25 protein-coding genes are annotated in these 25,198 nt (G+C 71.3%); 12 read left to right on the top strand and 13 right to left on the bottom strand.

Going from position 1 to position 25,198, the window contains the following annotated elements:
* Positions 1-129 precede the first annotated feature (129 nt).
* The gene (gene proP, locus ACZ4SW_RS07850; protein ID WP_468239320.1) at positions 130-1,503 is read right to left on the bottom strand and encodes a glycine betaine/L-proline transporter ProP; all 1,374 of its coding nucleotides are present in this window, start codon (positions 1,501-1,503) and stop codon (positions 130-132) included.
* A 615-nt stretch (positions 1,504-2,118) separates the two neighbouring features.
* Here proP and ACZ4SW_RS07845 point away from each other — a divergent pair.
* The gene (locus ACZ4SW_RS07845; RefSeq protein WP_468239318.1) at positions 2,119-2,973 is read left to right on the top strand and encodes a glycerophosphodiester phosphodiesterase; all 855 of its coding nucleotides are present in this window, start codon (positions 2,119-2,121) and stop codon (positions 2,971-2,973) included.
* A gap of 219 nt (positions 2,974-3,192) precedes the next feature.
* A complete protein-coding gene (locus ACZ4SW_RS07840) occupies positions 3,193-3,867 on the top strand; it encodes a hypothetical protein (protein ID WP_468239315.1) in 675 nt (224 codons plus the stop codon).
* A 209-nt stretch (positions 3,868-4,076) separates the two neighbouring features.
* Here the strand turns inward: ACZ4SW_RS07840 and ACZ4SW_RS07835 are convergent, their stop codons facing one another.
* Positions 4,077-4,511: an ATP-binding protein gene (locus ACZ4SW_RS07835; RefSeq protein ID WP_468239312.1), complete on the bottom strand. Its 435-nt coding sequence runs from the start codon at positions 4,509-4,511 to the stop codon at positions 4,077-4,079.
* 92 nt (positions 4,512-4,603) lie between these two features.
* Between ACZ4SW_RS07835 and ACZ4SW_RS07830 the strand changes: the two genes are divergently transcribed.
* The gene (locus ACZ4SW_RS07830; RefSeq protein ID WP_468239309.1) at positions 4,604-5,449 is read left to right on the top strand and encodes a helix-turn-helix domain-containing protein; all 846 of its coding nucleotides are present in this window, start codon (positions 4,604-4,606) and stop codon (positions 5,447-5,449) included.
* The gene (locus tag ACZ4SW_RS07825; RefSeq protein WP_468239306.1) at positions 5,409-5,687 is read left to right on the top strand and encodes a DUF397 domain-containing protein; all 279 of its coding nucleotides are present in this window, start codon (positions 5,409-5,411) and stop codon (positions 5,685-5,687) included. Before ACZ4SW_RS07830 ends, ACZ4SW_RS07825 begins: the two co-directional genes overlap by 41 nt.
* Here the strand turns inward: ACZ4SW_RS07825 and ACZ4SW_RS07820 are convergent.
* Positions 5,671-6,840, bottom strand: coding sequence for a steroid 3-ketoacyl-CoA thiolase (locus ACZ4SW_RS07820; RefSeq protein ID WP_468239303.1), 1,170 nt, complete (start codon positions 6,838-6,840; stop codon positions 5,671-5,673). The genes ACZ4SW_RS07825 and ACZ4SW_RS07820 overlap by 17 nt on opposite strands.
* Positions 6,841-7,106: 266 nt before the next feature.
* Between ACZ4SW_RS07820 and ACZ4SW_RS07815 the strand changes: the two genes are divergently transcribed.
* Positions 7,107-8,342: a cytochrome P450 gene (locus ACZ4SW_RS07815; protein ID WP_468239300.1), complete on the top strand. Its 1,236-nt coding sequence runs from the start codon at positions 7,107-7,109 to the stop codon at positions 8,340-8,342.
* 111 nt (positions 8,343-8,453) lie between these two features.
* Here ACZ4SW_RS07815 and ACZ4SW_RS07810 read toward each other — a convergent pair whose 3' ends face one another.
* Complete coding sequence (locus ACZ4SW_RS07810) at positions 8,454-9,140, bottom strand: YoaK family protein (protein ID WP_468239298.1); 687 nt, start codon at positions 9,138-9,140, stop codon at positions 8,454-8,456.
* A 104-nt stretch (positions 9,141-9,244) separates the two neighbouring features.
* On the opposite strand from ACZ4SW_RS07810, the gene ACZ4SW_RS07805 reads away from it, so the two are divergent.
* Positions 9,245-10,498, top strand: coding sequence for an alpha/beta hydrolase (locus ACZ4SW_RS07805; protein ID WP_468239295.1), 1,254 nt, complete (start codon positions 9,245-9,247; stop codon positions 10,496-10,498).
* Between the two features lie 70 nt (positions 10,499-10,568).
* On the opposite strand, the gene ACZ4SW_RS07800 is transcribed toward ACZ4SW_RS07805, so the two are convergent.
* From ACZ4SW_RS07800 to ACZ4SW_RS07785, 4 genes are all read right to left on the bottom strand, one after another.
* Complete coding sequence (locus ACZ4SW_RS07800) at positions 10,569-10,997, bottom strand: aggregation-promoting factor C-terminal-like domain-containing protein (RefSeq protein WP_468239293.1); 429 nt, start codon at positions 10,995-10,997, stop codon at positions 10,569-10,571.
* Between the two features lie 437 nt (positions 10,998-11,434).
* Entirely contained in the window at positions 11,435-11,899 is a 465-nt protein-coding gene (locus ACZ4SW_RS07795; protein ID WP_468239290.1) for a nuclear transport factor 2 family protein, read from the bottom strand.
* A 42-nt stretch (positions 11,900-11,941) separates the two neighbouring features.
* The gene (locus tag ACZ4SW_RS07790; protein WP_468239444.1) at positions 11,942-13,009 is read right to left on the bottom strand and encodes an MBL fold metallo-hydrolase; all 1,068 of its coding nucleotides are present in this window, start codon (positions 13,007-13,009) and stop codon (positions 11,942-11,944) included.
* Positions 13,010-13,128: 119 nt separating this feature from the next.
* Positions 13,129-13,824: a glycerophosphodiester phosphodiesterase gene (locus ACZ4SW_RS07785; RefSeq protein ID WP_468239288.1), complete on the bottom strand. Its 696-nt coding sequence runs from the start codon at positions 13,822-13,824 to the stop codon at positions 13,129-13,131.
* Positions 13,825-14,244: 420 nt separating this feature from the next.
* Here ACZ4SW_RS07785 and ACZ4SW_RS07780 point away from each other — a divergent pair, with 420 nt between their 5' ends.
* Positions 14,245-15,705, top strand: a complete 1,461-nt coding sequence (locus ACZ4SW_RS07780) for an aldehyde dehydrogenase (RefSeq protein ID WP_468239285.1) — start codon at positions 14,245-14,247, stop codon at positions 15,703-15,705.
* A 3-nt stretch (positions 15,706-15,708) separates the two neighbouring features.
* A complete protein-coding gene (locus ACZ4SW_RS07775; protein WP_468239282.1) occupies positions 15,709-15,942 on the top strand; it encodes a ferredoxin in 234 nt (77 codons plus the stop codon).
* A gap of 276 nt (positions 15,943-16,218) precedes the next feature.
* Here ACZ4SW_RS07775 and ACZ4SW_RS07770 read toward each other — a convergent pair whose 3' ends face one another.
* The gene (locus ACZ4SW_RS07770; protein WP_468239279.1) at positions 16,219-16,872 is read right to left on the bottom strand and encodes a TetR family transcriptional regulator; all 654 of its coding nucleotides are present in this window, start codon (positions 16,870-16,872) and stop codon (positions 16,219-16,221) included.
* Positions 16,873-17,080: 208 nt separating this feature from the next.
* Here ACZ4SW_RS07770 and ACZ4SW_RS07765 point away from each other — a divergent pair, with 208 nt between their 5' ends.
* From ACZ4SW_RS07765 to ACZ4SW_RS07755, 3 genes are read left to right on the top strand one after another with little or no spacing between them, the layout of a single operon-like run.
* Positions 17,081-18,523: a glycosyltransferase family 4 protein gene (locus ACZ4SW_RS07765; RefSeq protein WP_468239276.1), complete on the top strand. Its 1,443-nt coding sequence runs from the start codon at positions 17,081-17,083 to the stop codon at positions 18,521-18,523.
* The gene (locus ACZ4SW_RS07760; protein ID WP_468239272.1) at positions 18,517-19,287 is read left to right on the top strand and encodes a class I SAM-dependent methyltransferase; all 771 of its coding nucleotides are present in this window, start codon (positions 18,517-18,519) and stop codon (positions 19,285-19,287) included. The genes ACZ4SW_RS07765 and ACZ4SW_RS07760 overlap by 7 nt, the downstream gene beginning before the upstream one ends.
* Positions 19,284-20,354 carry a prenyltransferase/squalene oxidase repeat-containing protein gene (locus ACZ4SW_RS07755; RefSeq protein ID WP_468239269.1) on the top strand — a complete coding sequence of 357 codons (1,071 nt, stop codon included), beginning with the start codon at positions 19,284-19,286 and terminating at the stop codon, positions 20,352-20,354. Before ACZ4SW_RS07760 ends, ACZ4SW_RS07755 begins: the two co-directional genes overlap by 4 nt.
* Before the next feature lie 206 nt (positions 20,355-20,560).
* Here the strand turns inward: ACZ4SW_RS07755 and ACZ4SW_RS07750 are convergent, their stop codons facing one another.
* Positions 20,561-20,854, bottom strand: coding sequence for a hypothetical protein (locus ACZ4SW_RS07750; RefSeq protein WP_388562299.1), 294 nt, complete (start codon positions 20,852-20,854; stop codon positions 20,561-20,563).
* A gap of 160 nt (positions 20,855-21,014) precedes the next feature.
* Here ACZ4SW_RS07750 and ACZ4SW_RS07745 point away from each other — a divergent pair, with 160 nt between their 5' ends.
* A complete protein-coding gene (locus ACZ4SW_RS07745; protein ID WP_468239267.1) occupies positions 21,015-21,599 on the top strand; it encodes a hypothetical protein in 585 nt (194 codons plus the stop codon).
* Positions 21,600-21,658: 59 nt separating this feature from the next.
* On the opposite strand, the gene ACZ4SW_RS07740 is transcribed toward ACZ4SW_RS07745, so the two are convergent.
* The 3 genes from ACZ4SW_RS07740 to ACZ4SW_RS07730 all read right to left on the bottom strand — a co-directional run bounded on the left by ACZ4SW_RS07740 (position 21,659) and on the right by ACZ4SW_RS07730 (position 24,699).
* Entirely contained in the window at positions 21,659-22,672 is a 1,014-nt protein-coding gene (locus tag ACZ4SW_RS07740) for an LLM class F420-dependent oxidoreductase (protein ID WP_468239264.1), read from the bottom strand.
* A gap of 112 nt (positions 22,673-22,784) precedes the next feature.
* Positions 22,785-23,585: a hypothetical protein gene (locus ACZ4SW_RS07735; protein ID WP_468239261.1), complete on the bottom strand. Its 801-nt coding sequence runs from the start codon at positions 23,583-23,585 to the stop codon at positions 22,785-22,787.
* 157 nt (positions 23,586-23,742) lie between these two features.
* Entirely contained in the window at positions 23,743-24,699 is a 957-nt protein-coding gene (locus ACZ4SW_RS07730) for an N-acetylmuramoyl-L-alanine amidase (RefSeq protein WP_468239258.1), read from the bottom strand.
* Positions 24,700-25,198: the final 499 nt, after the last annotated feature.

Genomic DNA, 25,198 nt, shown 5'->3' with positions numbered 1-25,198 from the left:
TGCCCGCTTTCCCCGCGAAAACGCCTGCTCCTCGCGCGAACGCCTGCTCCCTCGCGCGAACGCCTCCGCCGCGCCGCCGGACCGAAGTCCCCGGCGGCACGACGGAGGCGCCCGTCGCAGTGGGCCGTATCAGCGCTCCGCGCGCTCCAGCGACGGTGCCGAACCCGGCAGCGGGCGGCCCGCCGACTCCGCCATGAACCACACCGCGGCACCGCCGATCACGGCCGCCGCCATCATGTAGTACGCGGGCATCATCATGTTCCCGGTCGCGCCGATCAGCGCCGTGACCACCAGCGGGGTCGTGCCGCCGAACAGCGACACCGAGACGTTGAAGCCGATGGACAGCGAGCCGTAGCGGACCCGGGTCGGGAAGAGGGCCGGCAGCGCGGACGGCATGGCCGCCGTGAAGCAGACCAGCAGCAGACCCAGCGCGCCCATGCCGAGCGCGACCGCGAGCAGGCTGCCCTGGCGGATCAGCAGGACGGCCGGGACGGACAGGAACAGGAAGCCGGCACAGCCCGCCGCGATCACCGGACGGCGGCCGACACGGTCGGACAGGGCGCCGACGAAGGGCTGCACGATCATCATCAGCGCCATCACGGCGAGCACGACCAGCAGTCCGTGCGTCTCGTCGTACTTCAGCTCACTGGTCAGGTAGCTCGGCATGTACGACAGCAGCATGTAGTCGGTGACGTTGAAGACGAGCACCAGGCCGATGCACAGCAGCAGCGCCTTCCACTGGCCGGTGATCATCTTGCGCAGCGGCACCTTGGGCCGGTTGGTCTCGGCCTTCTCCACCTCGGCCGCGAACGCCGGGGTCTCCTCCAGGCGCAGCCGCAGGTAGAGCCCGATGACGCCCATCGGCCCGGCGATCAGGAACGGGATCCGCCAGCCCCAGGACGCCAGGTCGGCGGAGGACAGCAGCGCGGTCATCAGGGTGACCAGGCCCGCACCGCCGATGTAGCCGGCGAGCGTGCCGAACTCCAGCCAGCTTCCGAGGAAGCCGCGCTTCTTGTCCGGGGCGTACTCGGCGATGAACGTGGAGGCACCCGCGTACTCGCCACCGGTGGAGAAGCCCTGCACCAGCCGGGCCACGAGCAGCAGGACCGGCGCGCCGACGCCGATCGCGGAGTACGACGGGATCAGGCCGATGGAGAACGTGCCGATCGCCATCATGATCATGGTGATGGCGAGCACCTTCTGGCGCCCGATACGGTCGCCGAGCGGTCCGAAGACCATGCCGCCGAGCGGGCGGACCAGGAACGCCGCGGCGAACGCGCCGAAGGTGGACAGCAACTGCGCGGTGGAACTGCCGGACGGGAAGAACACCTTGCCCAGCGTGACCGCGATGTAGCTGTAGACGCCGAAGTCGAACCATTCCATGGCGTTGCCGAGCGCGGCGGCCTGCACGGCCCGCCTCACCAGGGCCGGCTCGGTGACGGTGGCGTCGGGTTTCTTGGGGAAGGGGGTGGAACGGGAAGCGGCAACTGTGGCAGCCGACAAAGGTTCGCTCGCCTACCTTTCGACGGGGACAGGGGCGGGGCCCGCCGTTGTACGGGGCGTGCGTGTGCTGCGTCTCGTACGGCGGACCGGTGATCGGCCGCAGCGGCCGACCGGGCCGGTCAGGGTGGGCCGCGAAGCCACGGGGCGGGGCCGAAAGGCCGGCCGCCGACGGCCGGTACGTCCGGCCACGGGCTGGGCCCTGGGGTCTGGCACGGCGATGGGCCAGGACCAGCTACAGGTACAAGGCTTGCCGCAAAGGCGAGCCGAAAAACGACCATAAGGGAACTTGCCGTCATAGCGGACAGTAGTCGTCCCGCTGCACAGAGCGCGAAAAGGCGCCGTGTCCAGGTCTGACGGCCCCGCCGCGAGCCACCGCCCGCCGCCCGTCCTGTGATCCATCTCGCGCCCTGCGTAGGAACCGGACCGCCCGTACACCCGTCGTCATGCGGACAAAACGGACGCGGACTTCAACTGAGGAGGGAGTCGCCGGGAGCCCTGTGTGGTGCCTGTGAACGGTCGGCTAAGATCGCGAAGTTCATCGCTTCACTGAACGTTCTTTCACGGGGGATCGCGTACATGGGACGGCGCAGTACGTCCGGCTCGGCCCGTCCCGCAGTGCGTCGCAGATATGTGCTGCCGCTCGCGGTGGCGACGGCGGCGGTCGCGACCTTGGGCGTCGCCGCGCTGACCGGCCGCACCTCGGGGACGCCGACGGCTCACGAGCCGCAGAAGACGCCCACCGCCGACTGCTCCGGTACCCGTGTCATCGGGCATCGCGGCTCCCCTCGGCGCGCACCGGAGAACACGATCGCCTCCTTCGAAGCGGCAGCGGCTCACGGAGCCGACTACGTGGAGACCGATGTGCAGGTCACCAAGGACGGCGAGCCGGTCATCATGCACGACCCCACCGTGGACCGCACCACCGACGGCACCGGCCGCATCGACCAGCTCACCGCGCGGCAGGTGTCCCGGCTGACGGTGAAGGGCGGCGGACACGTCCCGACGCTGCGTCAGGCGCTGACCGCCGTCAAGGCCCTGCCGGTTCGGTTCCTCCTGGAGATCAAGGGGCCGCAGACGCCCGCGGTGGTCGACCGGGTCCTCCGGCTGGTCTCCGAGGCCAAAATGACCGACCGCACCGTGGTCCAGTCCTTCGACGAGGACATCGTGCGCCACGTGGCGGCCTCCCCGTACAAGATGAAACCGGCCCTGCTCCGGGACAAGCTCGACGCGGACCCCGTGGCGACGGCGCGGAAGTTCTCCCTCTCCGCGTATGCGGTGAACTTCAACAGCCTCAAGGCGCACCCCGACGTGGTGCGCCGGCTCCACGCGGCCGGTGTCCAGACGTTCGTGTGGACGGTCGACGGCGCCGGCAAATGGAAGCGCGCGACATCGTGGGGCGTCGACGGCGTCATCACCAACACTGCCGATCGGTTCTTCCAGTGGCGGAAAGACCACTGCGCTCCCAAGTGACCGTGGCTGCGCGAGGCGATCCCGCACCGCCTCGATGACGCTGACGTCCGTCTGATCGACGTCTCCCGCGTCGTCCATGAGGCTGGGATTTCGTCAACCGGTGATGTAGATAAGTCAGTTGTTGCGTCCGGTAGATCGCAACAGGCGGTGATCGCGGGTGACTTCGATCGCTCTTCCCGTGATCGTCGACCCCCCTCATGCACAGTGAAAGGCACATGTATGGCGAACAACCGCAGGATGCGCTGCGTCGGACGGATGCTGGCGCTGTCAGCGTCTGCGCTGGGCGTGGTGGCGGCGGTAGCCGTTCCGGCGTCGGCCGATGACCAGCCCACCCGGGCACAGCTCATAGCCGACTGCGACTCCGGCGAAGGGAAGTGCTCCTTCAACGATCCACAGTTGGGGCATGCGTATCTCGGAGACTTCCACCGGGTCTCCGACTCGCTCTACAACTGCAGCACCTCGCCGGCCACCCAGTCGATGACCTGGTCCGACACCGTCGGTTCCACGGATTCGGCGGGCGTATCCGTGACCGCCGGCGGCAAGATAGCGGGAATCATCGACCTCAGCGTAACGGCGACTTACAGTCACACCTGGTCGAGCACGCACTCGGAGTCCAGCTCCGTCAACATGACGGTGAAGCCCGGCGAAGTCGGCTGGATCTCCCGGGCGCAGGTGATGCAGACCGTCTCCGGCACGTGGCAGACCCATTACGACAACCGGAAGTGGGGTCATTACTTCTGGTTCGTCCCCGATGTGATCACCGGGCCTGCCCCGAACGGGACGGACGGTCAGAGCAACGCGGTGGTCGTCAAGTCCAGGAAGATGACCGCTGAGGAGAAGCGGTCCTGCTCCGAGCGCTCCGGTAAGGCCAAGACGTTCGTCGTCCAAGGCTGATCCATCGAGAAGATTCGCGATCTCCCACGGCCCTACCGGATTCCGAACCCGGTAGGGCACGTCGGTGGGTGACGGAGTCGGTCATCGAGCCGTCCGGGGCTCTTGCTTTTGGTGGACTGCGCTCGTCCCACTGCTCCACGAAGGGGCGCGTGAGCCGACGGAAAGGACAGCTCGACCGCTCGCGGCTTCCCGCCCGCGCGGACGGCCGTCTACTCAGAAACGGCTGTACCGGCCTCGCACTCGAACCACACGGTCTTGCCGCCCGTGCCGTGTGTTTCCACGCCCCACTTGTCGACCACCGCGTCGAGCAGGAGGAGCCCGCGACCGTTCTCGGCCTCCATACGCAACTCAGCAAGCACCGCGGGGCGTTGCTCGCAGCCGTCCGTCACCTCCACCCGGACACCGGCCGCCTGCCGGAGTACCAGCAGTGTGCAGCGCCGGTCGGGAACGTGGCGTACGACGTTGGCGATCAGCTCGGTCACGGCCAGCTCGGCGGCGTCGGCCAGCTCCTCCATCTCCCACTCCTGGACGAACGAGCGGACGATGCGGCGGATGTGCCGCGCCGAGTGCTCGCCGACGGTGAGGTGCATGCGGTACCGGGTGGGGAGGGGGCCCAGGAGGGCAACGGGAATGTAGTCGTTCACACGACGAGCCTGACCTCGCCCGACTACCCTCGGCTACGGATCGGATACAACGGGTCCCGCTGTGGGCCGCGTTGCGTGAAAGGGGGCCGTGCGTGACCCACATCAACGTCCTCGATCCGGGCGCCTCACCGCTCGACTACTACGGCTTCGAGCTGCGCAGGCACCGGGAGGCTGCCGGGCTGACGCAGAAGCAGCTCGGGGACATCGTCAACTACACCGGGTCGCTGGTGGGGCAGATCGAGACGGCGCGGAGGGTTCCGACACCGGAGTTCAGTGAGCGGGTGGATGCCGCCCTGCGGACGGACGGGCTGCTGTCCCGGCTGGTCGAGCTGGTGCTGCGCAGCCAACTTCCCGCGTGGTTCCAGCAGGTGGCGGCACTGGAAGTGCGGGCCGCTGAGATCTGCACCTTCCAGATGGGCATGGTCCACGGCCTTCTCCAGACCGAGGCGTATGCGCGCGCCACGCTGGGCGCACTCGACCGGACCGACCTCGATGACCGGACCGCTGTACGTCTGGCCCGTCAGCGCATCTTTCAGAAAGACGAGCCGCCGGTCTTCTGGCTGATCCTCAGCGAGGCCGCTCTGTACCAGGAGATCGGCGGCCCCGCGGCTATGCGTGGCCAACTGGCTCACCTGTTGTCCTTCGAGGACGACCCCCGGATCAACATCCAGGTGCTGCCGTTCTCGGCCGGAGCGCACGCGGGACTGACAGGCTCATTCAACCTCTACCAGTTCACCAACGATCCGGACATCGTCTACACGGAGAGCTACGGCAGCGGGCATCCGACCGCCAACCCGACCACCGTCAAGGACTGCTCGCTCCGTTACGATCATCTTCGTGCCGCCGCTCTCTCCCTCAGGGACTCGGCGGAGCTGATCCGCGTGATGGAGGAACGCTATGGAGAGCAAGGCGATGCCGGCAGGGATCGAGTGGCGTAAGTCCAGCTACAGCAGTGACCAAGGTGGCGAATGCGTCGAGTGCGCCCCCCTCGGCCCCCTCGCCTGGCGCAAGTCGTCCCATAGCAGTGACCAGGGCGGCGACTGCGTAGAAATCGCCGAAATCCCCTGCGCCACCGTAGCCGTACGCGACTCCAAGACCCCCGCCGGGCCCGTGCTCACCCTCGCACCGGCCGCCTTCTCGGCGTTCGTCTCCTGGGCCGCTACAACCGCTGAATGATCGTCCCGGTCGCCAGCCCACCCCCGGCGCACATCGTCACCAGCGCGAACTCCTTGTCCGCCCGCTCCAGTTCGTGCAGTGCCGTCGTGATGAGCCGCGCCCCGGTGGCGCCCACCGGGTGGCCCAGCGCGATCGCGCCGCCGTTGACGTTCACCTTCTCCAGGTCCTGGTCGAAGACCTGAGCCCAGCTCAGGACCACCGATGCGAACGCCTCGTTGATCTCCACCAGGTCGATGTCCTTCAGGGACATCCCGGCCTTCCCCAGCACCGCCCTGGTCGCGTCGATCGGGCCGTCCAGGTGGAAGTGCGGGTCCGAGCCCACCAGGGCCTGGGCCACGATCCGGGCCCGCGGGCGCAGCTTCAGCGCCCGCGCCATCCGCTTCGACGCCCACATGATCGCGGCCGCACCGTCCGAGATCTGCGAGGAGTTGCCCGCCGTGTGCACCGCCGTCGGCATGATCGGCTTCAGCCGGGACAGCGCCTCCAGCGACGTGTCGCGCAGCCCCTCGTCCCGGTCCACGAGCCGCCACATGCCCAGGCCGGCCCGTTGCTCCTCCTCCGTCGTCGGCACCTGCACGGCGAACGTCTCCCGCTTGAACCGCTCTTCCGACCAGGCGATCGCCGCCCTCTGCTGGGAGGCCAGGCCCAGCGCGTCCACGTTCTCGCGGGTGAGGCCACGGTGGCGGGCGATCCGTTCGGCCGCCTCGAACTGGTTCGGGAGGTCCACGTTCCACTCGTCCGGGAAGGGTTTGCCCGGCCCGTGCTTGGAGCCCGAGCCCAGCGGCACCCGTGACATGGACTCGACGCCGCAGGAGATCCCCACGTCGATCACGCCCGCCGCGACCATGTTGGCCACCATGTGCGACGCCTGCTGGGAGGAGCCGCACTGGCAGTCGACCGTCGTCGCCGCCGTCTCGTAGGGCAGGCCCATGGTCAGCCACGCGGTGCGCGCGGGGTTCATCGACTGCTCACCGGCGTGGGTCACCGTGCCGCCGACGATCTGTTCGACGCAGTCGGCGGGGATGCCGGTGCGGCCGAGGAGTTCGCGGTAGGTCTCGCCCAGCAGGTAGGCGGGGTGCAGATGGGCGAGCGCGCCGCCGCGCTTGCCGATGGGGGTGCGCACGGCTTCGACGATCACGGGTTCCGCGGCCATGGGGGGCTCGTCCTCTCCTCGGTCACCCGCGCGGCGCGGGCGTCCCGGCCCACCCGCCACGCAGAACTAGTACGCGTTCTAGTTCTGTGTGCAGTGTGCTGACAGGGCGTCCGAGGCCGCAAGGGTCGTGCAGCCTCCGGAGTCGTGATCTGTACGAGTCTCGCACGCGATCGGGGCGCCGCACCCCTTGCGGCTTGTAGAACCCGTTACTACCTTCACCGAAAACTGATACACCGTCAGAACGCGAAGAATGGTGGGGGTCACCCATGCCCTGTCCCGCGCTGCCCGACGGGTTCGACTTCACCGATCCCGATCTGCTGCACCACCGCGTGCCCCTGCCGGAGTTCGCCGAACTGCGCCGGGCCGAACCGGTGCGCTGGATAGCCCAGCCGGCCGGGCTCGCGGGCTTCCAGGACGAGGGCTACTGGGCGGTCACCCGGCACGCCGACGTCAAGTACGTCTCCACGCACCCGGAGATCTTCTCCTCGTCCCTCAACACCGCGATCATCCGGTTCAACGAGCACATCGAGCGCGAATCGATCGACGCCCAGCGGCTGATCATGCTGAACATGGACCCGCCCGAGCACACCCGCGTCCGCCAGATCGTCCAGCGCGGCTTCACCCCGCGCGCCATCCGGGCCCTGGAGGAGCGGCTGCGGTCCCGTGCGCGGGCCATCGTGCAGGCCGCCCTCGCCCACGAGGGACCCTTCGACTTCGTCACCCAGGTCGCCTGTGAACTGCCCCTGCAGGCCATCGCGGAGCTGATCGGCATCCCCCAGGACGACCGGGCCAGGATCTTCGACTGGTCCAACAAGATGATCGCGTACGACGACCCCGAGTACGCCATCACCGAGGAGGTCGGCGCCCGGTCGGCCACCGAGATCATCGCGTACGCCATGAACATGGCCGCGGAGCGCAAGCAGTGCCCGGCGAAGGACATCGTGACGACGCTGGTGGCCGCCGAGGACGAGGGAAACCTCAGCTCCGACGAGTTCGGGTTCTTCGTGCTGATGCTGGCCGTCGCCGGCAACGAGACGACCCGCAACGCGATCACCCACGGCATGCACGCCTTCCTCACCCACCCCGGTCAGTGGGACCTTTACAAACGGGAACGGCCGAAGACCGCCGCCGAGGAGATCGTCCGCTGGGCGACCCCGGTCAACGCGTTCCAGCGCACCGCCACCCAGGACACCGAACTCGGCGGCAAACAGATCCGCAAGGGCGACCGGGTGGGGCTGTTCTACTCCTCCGCCAACCACGACCCCGAGGTCTTCGACCGGCCGGACGTCTTCGACATCACCCGCGACCCCAACCCGCACCTCGGCTTCGGCGGCGGAGGCCCGCACTACTGCCTCGGCAAGTCCCTGGCCGTCCTGGAGATCGACCTCATCTTCCAGGCGATCGCCGACGCCATGCCGGACATCAAACCGGCCGGCGACCCGCGCCGCCTGCGGTCGGCCTGGATCAACGGAGTGAAGGAACTCCGGGTCACCGTGGGCTGACGGACCCGGGCCGCCGGCCTCCCGGCGCCGCCGGCCCGCCCCGAGGGAGGCAGGGGCATCCCCCTGCGCCCCGCCCCTGCCTCCCCCGTGCCCCCGGGTCGCGCAACGTCGTCACTCGCGGCCCGACGCCACCACCGCCAGCACGGCCGTCGTCACGGCCGTGAGCAGCAGGGGCCAGCCCAGGCCGTGGTGGATCACCAGCCAGCCGCCGAGCACGGCGCCCGCCAGCAGGCAGGTCGCGGAGGCCGCGCGGCGCCGGGAGCGCCTGCCCGTGCCGCCGGCGAGCCGCGAGTCGGAGGCGAGCCCGGTGAGGGTCGAGGTGAGGACGGTGGTCGTCGTCAGGTCGGGCACCGCCAGCTTCCGTACCGTCGCGTTGCGCACCCCCATCGCGAAGGCCGTCACCGCGATCAGCGTGTACCTGGTCGTGGCGGTGCCCGGCGCGACGAAGGCGACCGCCGACGACGCGCCCAGCAGCACCGCCTCGGCCCCGAGCGTGAGCCGCGCCCAGGCGCGCCGCGACCCGCCGCCGTACCGCCGGCCCGCGCGTCCGCCCGCCACCGCCCCCACCAGGAACGACCCGAGCGAGATCACCGCGTGCGACGTGGAGAAGCCGGGCGCCCCGGCGGCGGCGAAGCCGAGCACCACCACGTTGCCGGTCATGTTCGCCGTGAAGACGTGTCCGAGGCCCAGGTAGCTCACCGCGTCGACGATCCCGCTGATCACGGTCATCGCCAGGAGCGCGGGGACCAGGCGCAGTCCGCGCGTCGCGGGTTCCTCCACCGGCGTGTCAGCGCTCATACGGGCCTCCGGGCAGCGGGACGGGCACGGTGCGGTCAGCCCCACCCCGGACGCGGGGGATTCCCGGATGTCCGGGCGGGCAGGACGTCCGTAGCGTCGGGTTCATGAGTGAGGAGACGCACAAAGACCAAGAAAACCACACCAGTTGGACGGTCAGGCGAGGGCTCGCCGCCGCGGCGGCCCTCCTGCTCGCGGGCCTCGCCGCGGCCCCCGCACTCGCGGCGACGCACACGCCGGAGACGACGGCACCCCGTCGCGGCACCCTCGTCTCGGTTACCCCGGTCGTGTCCCGGGACGCCTCCGGCGTACGGACCTTCCTGGCCGGGCGGCACATCGCCACCGACACGGTGCGGTACGGCGTGAGGGGATACCGGCTGACGTACCGGACCGTCGACCCGCGCGGGAGGCAGACCACCGCGACCGGCCTGCTCACACTGCCCGCCGGTGGCGCGCACCGGCTCGACCTGGTCTCCGACACCCACGGCACGATGGTCTACCGCGGTGACGCCCCCTCCGTGGGCGACGACTTCGGCCGCATCCCCTCCTACCTGAACGCGAGCGCCGGCCGAGCCGTCGCCGCGCCCGACTACCTGGGCCTCGGCGAGGGCCCCGGCCGGCACCCCTACATGGACACCCGCTCCTCCGTCACGGCGTCCGTCGACATGCTGCGCGCGGCCCGCACGGCGGCCGCCCGCCTCGGCCGCCCGCTCACCGGAGACGTCTACGTGACGGGCTTCTCCCAGGGCGGGCAGGTGGCGATGGCGCTCGGGCGCGCGCTGCGGCAGGGCGCCGACCAGACGTTCCGGCTCAAGGCGCTGGCGCCCGTCAGCGGCCCGTACGACCTGGCGGGTCAGGAGGTCCCGGCGCTGTTCGACGGCCGGGTCAACGGCACCAGCGGAGTGCTGTACACCGCGTACTGGCTGGTCGCGCAGAACCGGCTGCACCACCTCTACGACCGGCCGACCGAGGCGTTCCGCGCCCCGTACGCGCAGCGGGTCGGGGCCCTGTTCGACGGCACCCACCCGGACGAGGACGTCGTCGGGGCGCTGCCGCCGAGCGTGGGCGAACTGCTCACGCCCGCCTTCGCCGAGCGGATGCGGCATCCGAGCGGTGCCCTGCGGGCCGCGATGCGTGCGGCCGACGGCACCTGCGACTGGAAGCCGGACGTACCGGTGCGGCTGTACGCGGGGGCGGCCGACACCGATGTGCCGATCGGGAACGCGCGCAGTTGTGCCGCCGCACTGGGCGCGCACGGCGCGCGGGTGCGGCTGGTGAACCAGGGGGCGGTGGACCACTTCGGGTCGGTGGCCGTGTCGGCGCCGCAGGTGGTGCGGTTCTTCGACTCGGTGCGCCGCTGAGCGGACACGCCGCAGGCGGCGGCCCCGGATCCGGGGCCGCCGCCTGCGTGGTCTCGTGGGACCGGCTCGATCAGTACCAGTGGTGGGTGGACCAGAAGTTCCACGCCGCCGCGGGGCTGCCGTAGCGGGAATTCATGTAGTTCAGGCCCCACTTGATCTGGGTCGCCGGGTTGGTCTTCCAGTCGGAGCCGGCGGACGCCATCTTCGAGGCGGGCAGCGCCTGGACCAGGCCGTAGGCGCCGGAGGAGGCGTTGGTGGCGTGGATGTTCCAGCCGCTCTCATGCGAGACGATCTTGTTGAACGCTTCGTACTGCGCCGGGTCCGGGATCATCTGGTGCGCGATCGCCTGAACGGAAGAGGGCGAGGCCGACGCCGACGTGGGGGTGGCGGCCTGGGCGGGCGCCGAGGTGAGCAGCGCGCCGGTGGCGGCGGCGGCCACGGCGGTGGCGGCGATGGCCTTCTTCGGGGAGGCGATGCGGCGGATGAAGGAGACGGTCACAGGAAACCTTTTCGTCGGGGACTCGGGAGCCGCGACATGCCGGAACCACGCGGGGCGCGGTGGGGGGCATGCGTCGGCGCCGCGACCCGGGTGGGTTCGTCGGCGCCTGGCGACGTCATCCAGAGAAGCAGGCCGACGAGATGTCCGCAATGACCCCTTTTACTAGTTGTGGTCGCATCCGCCGGAAACGCCGGGCGTGTGATCTGGCTCTCAAACCCCAGGTCGCGCGGGCAATTAGCGTAGGCATGACATGGTCGTGGATCTACGGCCGGACGTCGTAGGTGACGGTGGTCACGTGGGGCTCGTCACGGTTTGGGTCACGCATGGCCCATAGCGGTTATACGCACAGAAATCGGACACTGTGACCCGTGTCGCACGAACGGCGGTCGTGATGTGACCGGCATCGCAGGCGCCGAGCCCGAATCTCCTGCCGGATCTCAGGATTTCCCAGCCGACGGCAGCCGCGTCGTCGGGCCGCCGAACGGCAGGTGGAGGGTGCGGGAGGCGAGCAGCCAGGTGCCGTCGACCCTGCGGAACGTGTCCTCGTAGTGGCCGACCTGGACCGGTGGGCCGGGCGGAACCATGTCGCCGCGGTAGCCGTCGACGCGGTACGTGGTGAAGTACGAGGTGGCCTCGGCCGTGTCCGCCGACGTCACCGTGACGAGGACGTTGGACATGATCCGGCGCGAGAGCCGGTCGGCGGGGCGGGAGCCGAAGTACTCGCGCAGCGTGTCCCGCCCCTGGAACCGCCGCCCGTCCCCCGGCGCGGGCCACTGCCAGACGCCGTCCTCGGTGAACAGCTCGGCCACGGATGCCGGTTCGCCGAGGTCGAGGCGGCGGACGAAGTCCAGGACGATGCGCTCACAGGCGCGTTCCGCGAGAAGGTGCTCCAGGAGGTCCATGAGCCTTGGTACCAACCGCGGCACAGGCGGTGCCGGCGTTTTTCACACGGCCGCGTACGCCACCGGGTCGCTCCCCGCCACCGCCTCCGCCCGCCCCAGCTTCACCAGCCGGCGCAGATGGGCCTCGGCCTCCGCGACCGCGATGTGCCGTGAGCCGTACGGGATCTGCTCCCAGGGGCGGTTCCACTCCATCCGCTCGGCGAGCTGCCAGGGGGTGAGCGGCGTGGACAGCAGGGTCAGCAGCCCCGTCAATCGCTCCGCGTGGTGCGCCAGCAACTCCCGTACGCGGCCCGGCGCGTCGGTGAACGGGTGCTGGTGGGCCGGCAGCACCTCGGCGGGGCCCAGGCGGCCGACGCGTTCGAGTGAGGCGAGGTAGTCGCCGAGGGGGTCCGTCACCTCCCCCATGCTCTCCACTCCGCCCGAGCCGGGGCGGCCCCCGCCGTCGTCCGGGTCCTCGTACAGGCCGATGTGCGGGGTGATCTCGGGGAGCAGGTGGTCGCCCGAGAACAGGCGGCCGTGGCCCGGGAGCCCGGCCGGATGCTCCTCCTCCAGGTGGAGGCAGACATGGCCGGGCGTGTGCCCCGGCGTCCAGACCGCGCGCAGGCGGCGGCCGGGCAGGTCCAGGAGTTCCCCGGGGACGATCTCCCGGTCGGGCAGCGCCGGGGCGAAGCCCGGCAGGTCCCGGCGGCCGTGCGCGGCGCGCAGCGGAGCCAGGTGTTCCTCGGGGGCGCCGGCCGCGGCCAGCTTGTCGGCCATGTACGCGTACCAGCGCTCCGGACGGGTCTCACGGGTCCGCCGTACGACCGCGGCGTCCGCCGCGTGCATCGCGACCCAGGCGCCGGACGCCTCGCGGACCTTGCCGGACAGGCCGTGGTGGTCGGGGTGGTGGTGGGTGATGACGACGCCGAAGACCTCCGCGGGCGAGGTGCCGCACGCCGCGAGCCCCGCCGCGAGCGCGTCCCAGGAGTCCGGGTCGTCCCAGCCGGTGTCGATCAGCACCGGGCCCCGGTCGGTGTCGAGGACGTGGACGAGCGTGTGGCCGAGGGGGTTGTCCGGGATGGGGACCTTGAAGGACCGTACGCCCCCGCCGTGGTCGTGCGCCTGCGTCATCGGCTCCCCGCCCCGGCTCGTCGTCATCCCGCCTCCGCCCGCCCACGGCCATGGCCCACTATAACTAGAACCGGTTTCACACCAGAACGGCCTGTGGAGGCTCCGTTTCGGCCCCGAGGTCAGGCCGTGGCCTCGACCAGCCGCTTCATGCCGGGCTGGTCGGTCACGCAGCCCACCAGGCCGAGCGCCCGGGCCAGCGCCAGGTCGCGCTCGTCGTTGACGGTCCAGGCCATCACGTCGATGCCGGCGGCGCCGCACTTCTCCACGATGGCGCGGTTGAGCTGGCGCAGTTCCACGCTGACCAGGGTGGAACCGACCTTCTGGGCGCGGCCGACGAAGGTGTCGCGGTGCGCGCTCGGGCCTGCGACCAGCACGGTGCGGGCCTGCGGCAGCAGGTTGTGTATCTCGATCAGCGCCACGTCGTGGAACGACAGCACCGAGACCCGGTCCAGCAGGTCGCGGTCGGTGAGCACCTTGGCCAGCGAGCGGGCGGCGGCCACGTCCTTGATCTCCGCCTGGATCGGCAGCGTCGGCCCGACGGCGTCCAGCACCTCCGCGAACGTGGGGATGCGCTCGCCGAGTCCGGCGTCCAGCTTCTTGAGCTTGCGCAGCTTCTGGTCGGCGATCGGACCGGAGCCGTTCGTCGTGCGGTCCAGGGTGTCGTCGTGCATGACGACCAGCTCGCCGTCCTTGCTCAGGTGCAGGTCCAGTTCGATGCCGTCCAGCCCCTCGCGTTCGGCCCGCAGGAAGGAGCGCAGGGTGTTCTCCGGCTCGGCGGCCATGACACCGCGGTGGCCGATGGTGAAGAAAGACACTCGGTTGCCGTCCTCGTGTAGTGGTCGGGCAGCCGCACGAGTGCCGTACCCCCCGCCGGGTGGCGGGCGACCGCCCGTCGGAGCACCCAGCCTAACGGGCCCCGTCCGGCCGCACGCCCGGCCCGCCTGTACCGCCTCACAAGGGACAGGACCCGCGTGCCGGCACACGCGGGTCCTGCGTCCAGGCGCGCTGTGAAGGCGGGGTGCCCGCCGGATCGGTTCCTGACGGGTCAGCCGGTGCAGCCCGTGACGACGACGGGGCTGCCGGTCCGCCGTCGGCGGGCACGGCCGCTCGTGACGATCGACAGGTGCCCGGGCGGCCGGGGGGCGCAGGTCTGGCCTAGTCGAAGTAGAACTGGTATCAGTTCTGAAATGCCGTCAGGAAACGGCCCCGCCCGGCTCCCGCAGGAGGCACTCGCCATGACCGAGCTCGTGGAACACGGACAGCTGTTCATCGGCGGGGAGTTGACCGACCCCCTGGGTGAGGACGTCATCGAGGTGGTCTCCCCGCACACGGAGGAGGTCATCGGGCGGGTGCCGCACGCATCCCGGGGGGACGTCGACCGGGCCGTCGCCGTGGCGCGCCGCGCCTTCGACGAGGGCCCCTGGCCCCGCATGGCGCTCGACGAGCGGATCGCCGTCGTGACGAGGATCAAGGACGCGATCGCGGTGCGGCACGAGGAGATCGCCCGGGTGATCTCCTCCGAGAACGGCTCCCCGTACTCCTGGAGCGTCCTCGCGCAGGCGCTCGGCGCGATGATGGTGTGGGACGCGGCGATCACGGTCGCCCGGAACTTCACGTACGAGGAGCGGCGGGACGGCGTTCTCGGGAAGATCCTGGTGCGGCGCGAGCCGGTCGGGGTCGTGGCGGCCGTGGTGCCGTGGAACGTGCCGCAGTTCGTCGCCGCCGCCAAGCTCGCGCCCGCGCTGCTCACCGGCTGCACGGTGGTGCTCAAGCCGTCGCCCGAGTCGCCGCTCGACGCGTATCTCCTCGGCGAGATCGCCCGCGAGGCCGGGCTCCCCGAGGGCGTGCTGTCGATCCTGCCCGCCGACCGCGAGGTCAGTGAGTACCTGGTGGGGCATCCAGGGATCGACAAGGTGTCGTTCACCGGCTCGGTCGCGGCCGGCCGGCGGGTCATGGAGGTCGCCGCGCGGAACCTGACGCGCGTGACCCTGGAGCTGGGCGGCAAGTCGGCTGCCGTGGTGCTGCCGGACGCGGACGTGGAGACGACCGTGGCGGGGGTCGTGCCGGCCGCGTGGATGAACAACGGCCAGGCGTGCGTGGCCCAGACCCGCATCCTCGTACCGCGCTCCCGCTACGAGGAGTTCGCCGACGCCTTCGCCGCCGCGGCGAGCGCCCTCGTGGTCGGCGATCCGCTGGACCCCGCCACGCAGGTCGGCCCGCTGGTGGCGCGGCGACAGCAGCAGCGCAACCTCGACTACATCCGCATCGGCCAGGAGGAGGGCGCCAAGGTCCTCACCGGCGGCGGGCGGCCCTCCGGTCTGGAGCGTGGCTGGTACGTGGAGCCGACCCTGTTCGGCGACGTCGACAACTCCATGCGGATCGCCCGCGAGGAGATCTTCGGGCCGGTCGTCTGCCTGCTGCCGTACGGCGACGAGAACGAGGCCCTGAAGATCGCGAACGACTCCGACTACGGGCTGAGCGGCAGCGTGTGGACGGCGGACGTGGAGCACGGCATCGAGGTCGCCCGGCAGGTGCGTACCGGGACGTACTCGGTGAACACCTTCAGCCTCGACATGCTCGGTCCCTTCGGCGGCTACAAGAACTCCGGGCTGGGGCGGGAGTTCGGCCCCGAGGGGTACGGCGAGTACCTCGAGCACAAGATGATCCATCTGCCGGCCGGGTACGAGGAGGCGTAGCCCATGGGCGACCGCTGGCACATCGAGGTCGACCGCTCGGTCTGCATCGGCTCGGCGCAGTGCGTGCACCGGGCGGCCGACGCCTTCCGCCTCGACTCCGCCCGCCAGTCCCACCCCGTCGCGGTGGACGCCGACGCGGGGGAGCAGATCCTTCAGGCGGCGGAGAACTGCCCGGTGGAGGCCATCGCGATCACGGTGGCGGGGAGTGGGGAGCCGGTGTTCCCGCCGGAGGAGTAGGCGAGGCTGCGGTAGGGCGATATGCCCGAAAAAAGTCTAAAAATCATGGCCTGGGGGCTTCCATTTGGGTGGAGAAGTCCTAGTCTGGAAGTTGCCTACGAGGCGAGTGAAGGAAATCAACCGGAGATGCCGACTAGGGCGTGAAGTTTCGGCTTCCGCTGTGGCCGACATCGACGGTCGAAAGACCGGAAGGTCGAGAGACCGGAAGGTCGACCGGAACCCGTCTCGTAGGTCTTTTTCGTGCCCGGGGCCGCCCGCGGCCTCCCCACAGCCGCCCTACGGCCTGCCGTTCCGTGCCCGGCCCTCGTCGTCGATCAGCCGGCACACCGTCTCGATGTCGATCTTGACCTGGGCGATGGAGGCGCGGCCCGACAGCCAGGTGATCAGTGCCGAGTGCCAGGTGTGCTCGATGACCCGCACCACCGAGAGCTGGTCCGGGGTCGGATCGCCGTCCAGGCCCATCGCGTCCAGGATGATCGCCGTCGTCTGCCGGGAGACCTGGTCCACCTCGGGGGAGACGCTGCGGTCCGCGAAGGTCAGGGCGCGCACCATGGCGTCCGCCAGGTGCGGCTCGCGCTGCAGCGCCCGGAAGGCGCGCATCAGGGTCTCCGCGACCCGCTCGGCCGCGGTCCGGCCGGCCGGCGGCTTCTTCCGCAGCGTGCCGTGCATGCGCTCGAGCTGGTCCTGCATGGTGGCGACCAGCAGGTGCACCTTGGACGGGAAGTAGCGGTACAGCGTGCCGAGCGCCACCTGGGCGGACTCCGCCACCTCCCGCATCTGCACCGCGTCGAACCCGCCCCGGCTCGCCAACTGCGCGCTCGTGTGCAGGATCCGTCGGCGGCGTGCCTCCTGCCGCTCGGTGAGCGGAGGTGAGGCGGGCTGCGCCGCCGGTCGCGCGGTACTGGCTGGCACCTTGGCTTCCGCAGGCATGGGTCCCGTCCGTGACAGTCGGTGAGGGCAGGTGATCAGACAGGATGGCAGGGGTGCCGGCCGTGGCGCGAATCACCTGATCCACCGCTCACAGTGGCCCTACCTGCCGGTAGATTCAGAGGCTCTTGAACGATCAAGTCTGTAACTTGTTCTAGATTACCGTCCCGGCGTAGTCTCGCGGGAAACTGCAGGGAAGAAGGGGCCTAGAGTGACCGCTGAGGCCAGGGAGGCGGGCGCCGAGGAGGGTTCTGCCGCCGATGGCGACCGTCCGCTGCGCATCGCGCTCCTGACGTACAAAGGGAACCCGTTCTGCGGCGGTCAGGGCGTGTACGTACGGCACCTCTCGCGTGAGCTGGTCCGGCTCGGTCACCGGGTCGAGGTCATCGGCGCGCAGCCCTACCCCGTGCTCGACGAGGGCGAGGGCCTTCAGGGGCTGTCGCTCACCGAGCTGCCCAGCCTCGACCTGTACCGCCAGCCCGACCCCTTCCGCACCCCGAAGCGCGACGAGTACCGGGACTGGATCGACGCCCTCGAGGTCGCCACGATGTGGACCGGCGGCTTCCCCGAGCCGCTGACGTTCTCCCTGCGCGCCCGCCGCCATCTGCGCGCCCGGCGCGGCGACTTCGACGTCGTGCACGACAACCAGACGCTCGGCTACGGCCTGTTGGGCGACGTGGGCGCGCCGCTGGTGACCACCGTCCACCACCCCATCACCGTGGACCGGCAGCTCGAACTGGACGCGGCCGAGGGCTGGCAGCGGCGGCTGTCCGTACGGCGCTGGTACGCGTTCACGCGCATGCAGAAACGGGTCGCGCGCCGGCTGCCGTCGGTGCTCACCGTCTCCGGCACCTCCCGCCAGGAGATCGTGGACCACCTGGGCGTCGACCGGGACCGCGTCCATGTCGTGCACATCGGCGCCGACACCGACCTGTTCTCGCCGGATGCGTCGGTGCCGCAGGTGCCGGGCCGGATCGTCACCACCTCCAGCGCGGACGTGCCGCTCAAGGGCCTCGTCTTCCTCATCGAGGCGCTCGCCAAGGTGCGGACCGAGCACCCCGGGGCGCATCTCGTCGTGGTCGGCAAGCGCGCCGAGGACGGGCCCGTCGCACAGGCCATCGAGCGGTACGGGCTCGAGGGCGCCGTCGAGTTCGTGAAGGGCATCTCCGACGCGGAGCTGGTCGACCTGGTGCGGTCGGCCGAGGTGGCGTGCGTGCCGTCGCTGTACGAGGGGTTCTCGCTGCCGGCGGCCGAGGCGATGGCGACCGGGACGCCGCTGGTGGCCACCACGGGCGGTGCCATACCGGAGGTCGCGGGCCGCGACGGGGAGACGTGCCTGGCGGTCCCGCCCGGCGACGCGGGCGCGCTGGCCGCCGGGCTGAGCCGGCTGCTGGCCGACCCCGGGCTGCGGGCCCGGCTCGGTGCGGCGGGCCGTGCACGGGTGCTGCGGCACTTCACCTGGGCTAAGGCGGCGGAGGGGACGGTGGCGCGGTACCGCGAGGCCATCGCCCTCAACCGGGCCCGCGATCGCGCCCGCGGGGGCGCTCCCGCGGCACCCGTCGCCCCGTCCCCGGTCACCGCCACCGCCTCCGCGGCCGCCGCCCCCGCCGAAGACATCGTCGTACCCAACCGCGAAAGCAGGGCCACGTGCTGACCGTCGACTTCTCCCGGTTCCCGCTCGCTCCCGGCGACCGTGTGCTGGACCTCGGCTGCGGTGCCGGACGGCACGCGTTCGAGTGTTACCGGCGCGGCGCGCGGGTCGTGGCCCTGGACCGCAACGGCGAGGAGATCCGCGAGGTCGCCAAGTGGTTCGCGGCGATGAAGGAGGCGGGCGAGGCCCCGGCCGGCGCCACCGCCACGGCGATGGAGGGCGACGCGCTGGCCCTGCCCTTCCCGGACGAGTCCTTCGACGTCGTGATCATCTCCGAGGTGATGGAGCACATCCCGGACGACAAGGGCGTCCTCGCCGAGATGGTCCGGGTGCTCAAGCCGGGCGGCCGGATCGCGATCACCGTGCCGCGCTACGGCCCCGAGAAGGTCTGCTGGGCGCTGTCCGACGCCTACCACGAGGTCGAGGGCGGCCACATCCGCATCTACCGGGCCGACGAACTGCTCGCGAAGATACGGGAGGCGGGCCTGAAGCCGTACGGCACCCACCACGCGCACGCGCTGCACTCGCCGTACTGGTGGCTGAAGTGCGCGTTCGGCGTCGACAACGACAAGGCGCTGCCGGTGCGCGCGTACCACAAGCTGCTCGTCTGGGACATCATGAAGAAGCCGCTCGCCACCCGGGTCGCCGAACAGGCGCTGAACCCGCTGATCGGCAAGAGCTTCGTGGCGTACGCGACCAAGCCGCACCTGCCGCCTCTGGCGGAGGGCGCCGAGACCGACGAGACCTCCGAGGCGGCCGCCAAGTGACCACCCCCCGGACAGAACACCTCGTCCTGCCCGGGGTCCTCACCGCCGAGCAGGCCGCCGCGACCGTCGCCGGGATCCTCGCCGTGCAGCGGGAGGACGGCGCCATACCCTGGTTCCGCGGGCACCACCTGGACCCCTGGGACCACGTCGAGGCGGCGATGGCGCTGGACGCGGCCGGGGAGCACACGGCGGCCGAGCGGGCCTACGACTGGCTGGCACGCCACCAGAACGAGGACGGGTCCTGGTACGCGGCCTACGCCGACGGCGACCCGGATCAGGTCACCGACCGCGGCCGGGAGACCAACTTCGTCGCGTACCCGGCCGTCGGGGTCTGGCACCACTACCTGGCGACCGGCGACGACACGTTCCTGGACCGCATGTGGCCGACGGTGCACGCGGCGGTCGAGTTCGTGCTGCGGTTGCAGCAGCCGGGCGGGCAGATCGGCTGGAAGCGGGAGGACGACGGCACGGACGTGGCGGACGCGCTGCTGACCGGGTGCTCGTCCATCCACCACGCGCTGCGCTGCGCGCTCGCGATCGCCGAACAGCGCGAGGAGCCGCAGCCCGACTGGGAGTTGGCGGTGGGCGCGCTGCGGCACGCGATACGCCGGCACCCGGAGCGGTTCCTGGACAAGGACCGTTACTCGATGGACTGGTACTACCCGGTGCTCGGCGGCGCGCTGACGGGCGCGGAGGCCAAGGAGCGCATCGAGGCGGACTGGGACCGTTTCGTCGTGCCCGGCCTCGGCGTGCGCTGCGTGGTCCCCAACCCGTGGGTGACCGGCGGCGAGTCGGCCGAACTCGCCCTGGCCCTGTGGGCGATGGGCGAGTCCGACCGCGCCCTGGAGGTCCTCCAGTCGATCCAGCACCTGCGGGATCCGGAGACGGGCCTGTACTGGACGGGCTACGTCTTCGAGGACGGGGCGATCTGGCCCGAGGAACTCACCACCTGGACGGCCGGCTCGCTGCTGCTCGCCGTGGCCGCCCTGGGCGGCGACGAACCGACCTGCACGGTCTTCGGCGGCGACGCCCTGCCCACGGGCCTGGACACCGACTGCTGCGGATAGCTCCGCTCTGGCGTGGGGACGCCTTCCCGCCCTCCCTGCCGGGGAGGGTGGGGAGGGCGGGTGGCCACCGTGGCTCCGCCTACGGACCGGGTGTCGGCTCTCGCGCCGGGTCGTGTGCCCGGCCTGTAGGCAGGGTGTGGGGGCCCCGGGCGCTCGGCACGGCTGCCCTTGGGCCCGGTGGGGGCCGTTGCGCTCAGCGGCAGCGTTCAGTGGCGGTGGATGCGGTTGGCGATGGCGTGGCCCACGAAGAGGTAGACGACGGCGGCCAGGCCGTAGCCCGCGACCACCCGCGCCCACGCCTCGTGGAACGTGAACAGGTCGTGGGACCAGCCCGCCAGCCATGCCGCCGCGTCGTGGACGAACTGCACCAGGTCGTTGGCGGGGTTCGCGTTCAGCAGGTACATCAGGATCCACAGGCCCAGGATGACGGCCATGATGTCCGCGATCACGGCGATGACCGTACCGGCCTGATTCGCACCGTTGCGATATCGAGGGGACATGTCCTCCGGGTTGCCCGGCGAATCCCGGTCAAACTCGTGGAGGTTCGGCGCGGGCCCCGGGCAGGCGGGGTCACTCGTTCGGCACGCCCGGGCGGCAAGGCCGCCCGACGTGGGTGAAGCTGTCGGTGGATCAGTCGGCTTCCCGGCCCCGGAGGCTCCCGTGCTCGCACCGATACGCTCTGCCAAGCTCTTCGAGCAGGGGATGCCCCCATGCGCGGTGGCGCTCGTCCTCTGCTCCGTGCTGTTCACCGGTGCCGCCGCCTGCGGTGACGGGAGCCTCGCGCAGCAGGCGGCCCTCTACATCGCCGTCCCCACGCCCACCCCGACCACCCCGGCGCAGCGGCAGAAGCTCGCCAGGACCCGGTTCGCGGCGAACGCGGGGCTCGCGGCCGGGGCGGTCCGCGAGTGGATCGTGAAGCCGTGGAAGGCCGGTACGTTCAAGAAGGGCGCCGAGGGACGCAGAACCGCCCTGGCCAAGGCCGGCCTCGCCGGCACCTTCGCGCACAGCCGGCTCGCGGCCGCCGCCCGCGACGCCCAGGGCGACCCCGCGCTGGCCAGGGTCCTCGCCCCGCTTGCGCCCGGCATCGACGGGCTCAAGGACCTGCCCTCCCGCCTCCGCAAGGGCGACGAGCCGGCCGCGGCGTCCTACGCCGGTCTCGTCGACCAGGTGAAGGCCGCGGCCAGGAAAGCGGGCGTCCCCGTCCGCGACCAGCTCCCGTCCGCCGCGCAGCTCGCACGCGGCTGACGGGGTCAACGGGGCACCGCCGTGCAGCGCTCCGCGGCGGTGCCCTGCCTCCTTTTCGCCTACTTCTCGTTCAGCTCGGCCAGCACCCGCAGCGTGTGCGGGTCCGGCGCCGTCACCAGCAGGTCCGTCACCGGGCCGGTGCGCCACAACTCCAGCCGTTCCGCGATGCGTTCGCGCGGCCCGACGAGCGAGATCTCGTCGGCGAAGGCGTCCGGCACCGCCAGCACCGCCTCCTCCCGCCGTCCCTGAAGGAACAGCCGCTGGATCCGCCGCGCCTCCGCCTCGTAGCCCATGCGGGCCATCAGATCGGCGTGGAAATTGCGGGCCGCGTGCCCCATCCCGCCGATGTAGAAGCCGAGCATCGCCTTCACCGGCAGCAGCCCTTCGGCGACGTCGTCGCAGACCTTCACCCGGGCCATGGGGGCGACGACGAACCCCTCGCGCAGGTCGGTCAGCTCCGCCCCGTACACCTCCGGACGGGTCGGCGACCAGTACAGCGGCAGCCAGCCGTCCGCGATCCGCACCGTCTGCGCCACGTTCTTCGGACCCTCCGCGCCCAGCAGGACGGGCAGGTCGGCGCGCAGCGGGTGCGTGATCGGCTTCAGGGGCTTGCCCAGGCCGGTGCCGTCCGGGCCCGGGTAGGGCAGGGGGTGGAAACGGCCCTCCAGCTCCACCGGCGCCTCACGGCGCAGCACTCGCCGCACGACCTCGACGTACTCCCGGGTCGCGGTGAGCGGTGAGCTCGGGAACGGGCGCCCGTACCAGCCCTCCACCACCTGCGGCCCCGACAGGCCGAGCCCCAGCATCATGCGCCCGCCCGAGAGATGGTCCAGGGTGAGCGCGTGCATCGCGGTCGTGGTGGGGGAGCGGGCCGCCATCTGCGCGACCGCCGTGCCCAGCTTGATGCGTGTCGTCCGCGCGGCGATCCAGGTGAGCGGCGTGAACGCGTCCGACCCCCAGGACTCGGCGGTCCACACCGAGTGGTAGCCGAGCCGTTCCGCCTCCCGCGCCAGCGTGACCTGGTCCGCCGCGGGGCCGCGGCCCCAGTAGCCGAGCGCGAGTCCGAGCCGCATGCCGCCGCCTCCCCGACCCTCTGCTGACGGTCCGTCAGATCTGTGGAGTGGCTGCGACTGTACGGCAACGGCCCCCCGCCCGGAAGGGCGAGGGGCCGTACGGGGCAGGGGCTCAGCCGCGCTGGATACCGCTCGTGTCCTGCAGCACGCCCCGGCGGCCGTCCTGCGTCTGCGCCACCAGGGCCGGACCGCGCTGCTCGACGGCCAGGTACCAGGTGCCGGGCGCCAGTTCGGCGATCGGCGTGGGCGAGCCGTCCTCCGGGAACAGCGGGCGCGGCACCGGCACCGCGAACCAGAACGGCGAGAAGTCGGCGGCGGGAACCGTCTGCTGCGGCTGCTGCGCGCCGAACGGCTGGCCCTGCTGCGGCTGACCGCCGAACGGCGACTGCTGCGCGCCCGGGTAGCCGTACCCGCCCTGCGGCTGCGCACCGTAGGGCTGGGGAGCGGCGGGCTTGGGGGCCGGGACGAGGGCGGCCTGCAGGGCCGGGACCAGCGGCGTGGCGATGGCCGCAGCGGCCATGACAATCGTGGCGACCAGGCCGAGGATCAGGCCGGTGCCGGCGCTGACGCTGCTGGCCCCACCGAGGTTGTCGACACCGCCGATCGGGTCGAAGACGTTGCCGAGCGCGCTCCAGGCGGCGAAGACGGTGAAGGCGACGCCGAACTGGCCGAGGTCGAGACCCGCGACCTTGGGCACCTGCGGCAGGCCGTGGGCGACGACGACCAGCGCCGCGCCGATGATGCCGGCCAGGAAGACGCTCAGCAGCAGCGGTCCGCTGGCCCAGGCGCTGGGGATGTCCGCGCTGCTGGGAGCCCCGTCGATCGAGTAGATGTCGAGGAACGACGCGATGAACAGCAATACCGCTGCTCCGATCACCACGCCGTCGCCTCTCGTGAGGGAGCGGATATTCACTTCGGGTCCTTCGTCTGTCGTCTCGTCGTCGGTGGAGGCGTCGCTGTCACCATGTCGACCTCGGGCCGCGGTGCGAAGCGCGGGGGTGACCCCTCATCGTAGGGAGACACTATCGTCAGCCCGGCCTGGGTGTCCGCCGGGTCGGAGACGATGATCGCTACCCGCGCAGGAAACTCACGATTCCCTCAGAGATTCCCTGCGCCGCCTTCTGCCGCCACGAGCCGCTGGTCAGCAGTGCCGCGTCCGTGCTGTCGCGCATGTTGCCGCACTCGATGAAGACCTTGGGAACCGTTGACAGATTGAGACCGCCGAGATCGCTCCGTACGACGAGGCCGGTGCCGGCGCCCACGTAGTTGGCGGGCGCACTGCCGGTGACGCGGGCGAAGCCGCCCTCCACGCGTTCGCCGAGGTCGCGGGAGGGGCCGACGATGGCACGGGTGTCCGCGGCGCCCTTGTGCACCGAGGCCGGCAGGATGACGTGGAAGCCGCGGTCGCCCTGGGGCGCGCCGTCCGCGTGGATGGAGATCGCCGCGTCCGCGTGCGCCTCGTTGCCGATCCGCGCCCGCTCGTCCACGCAGGGGCCCCACGACCGGTCCCCGTCCTGCGTGAACTTCACCGTGGCACCCTGCTGCTCCAGCAGCGTGCGCAGCCGGCGCGCCACGTCCAGGGTGAACCGGGCCTCGGTGTAACCGGAGTTGGTGGACGTGCCGGTGGTGTCGCACTCCTTGGAGTTGGTGCCGATGTCGACCTGGCGATTGATCTCGGCCGTGTGGTCGACGTTGCCGGGGTTGTGCCCGGGGTCGATGACGACGACCTTGCCCGCGAGGGACCCCGCACCGGACCGGGCGGTGGACGACGTGGCCGGCTGCCCGCCGCTGTCCGCCCCGCCGGCCGGAGAGACCGGGGAGCCCGGCGCGGCGGCGGACGGCGCGGTCCCCGCGGACCTGGTCGTGGGCGCCCTGCCCCCCGGCCCGCCGCCGGTGTCGGCCACGGCCTCGTAGACCAGCCAGCCGAGCAGCGCCGCAGGCACCAGCGCGGCCACCGCGACGGTCAGCGGCCCACGTCGACGACGGCGGGGCTCGGGGGCATCGAAGTCCGGTCCTGCGTACGACATGCCTGCCACCTTAGAGCCTCGAACACAATGGGCGTCCGATCAGCTCGCGGCGTCTGGTGCGTGCGATCGCAAGGCGCCGGGAGGTCCTCGTAGCGGAGCTACTGGGACCTTTCGGCAACGCCGCGAGCGTGCGTGCCAGGCGTCGCGAGCCGGGCGCCCATTGTGTTCGGGGCTCTTAGGGGGCTGCCGCGTGCCCCGCAGGCCACCTGGGCCGTCCGTGTCCGCCACGGGAGGGTCGAACTCGACCGCCCCCGCCCGCCCCGACCGGGCCGTCGGCCCGCGCGGACGGGGTCCTCCGTGCTCCGGTGCGCCCACCGGAGCCGGGGCGTCTCCGGCCGGGAGGGCGTCGTAGAGTCGTGGGGTGGCATTCATGAGCACCCCGCACTGCTGCTTCCTGTGATCGGAAGGTGTTGAGGGCGACGCCGGACGGCGCCGCCCTCCTCGGTGTGCCCGCCGCGTGAACCCCCTTTCCGGAACCGCCCGTTCCAGGGGCGGTGAC

The sequence above is a fragment of the Streptomyces sp. NPDC028331 genome (assembly GCF_055565775.1).
This window is presented reverse-complemented; position numbering and strand designations above follow the sequence as displayed.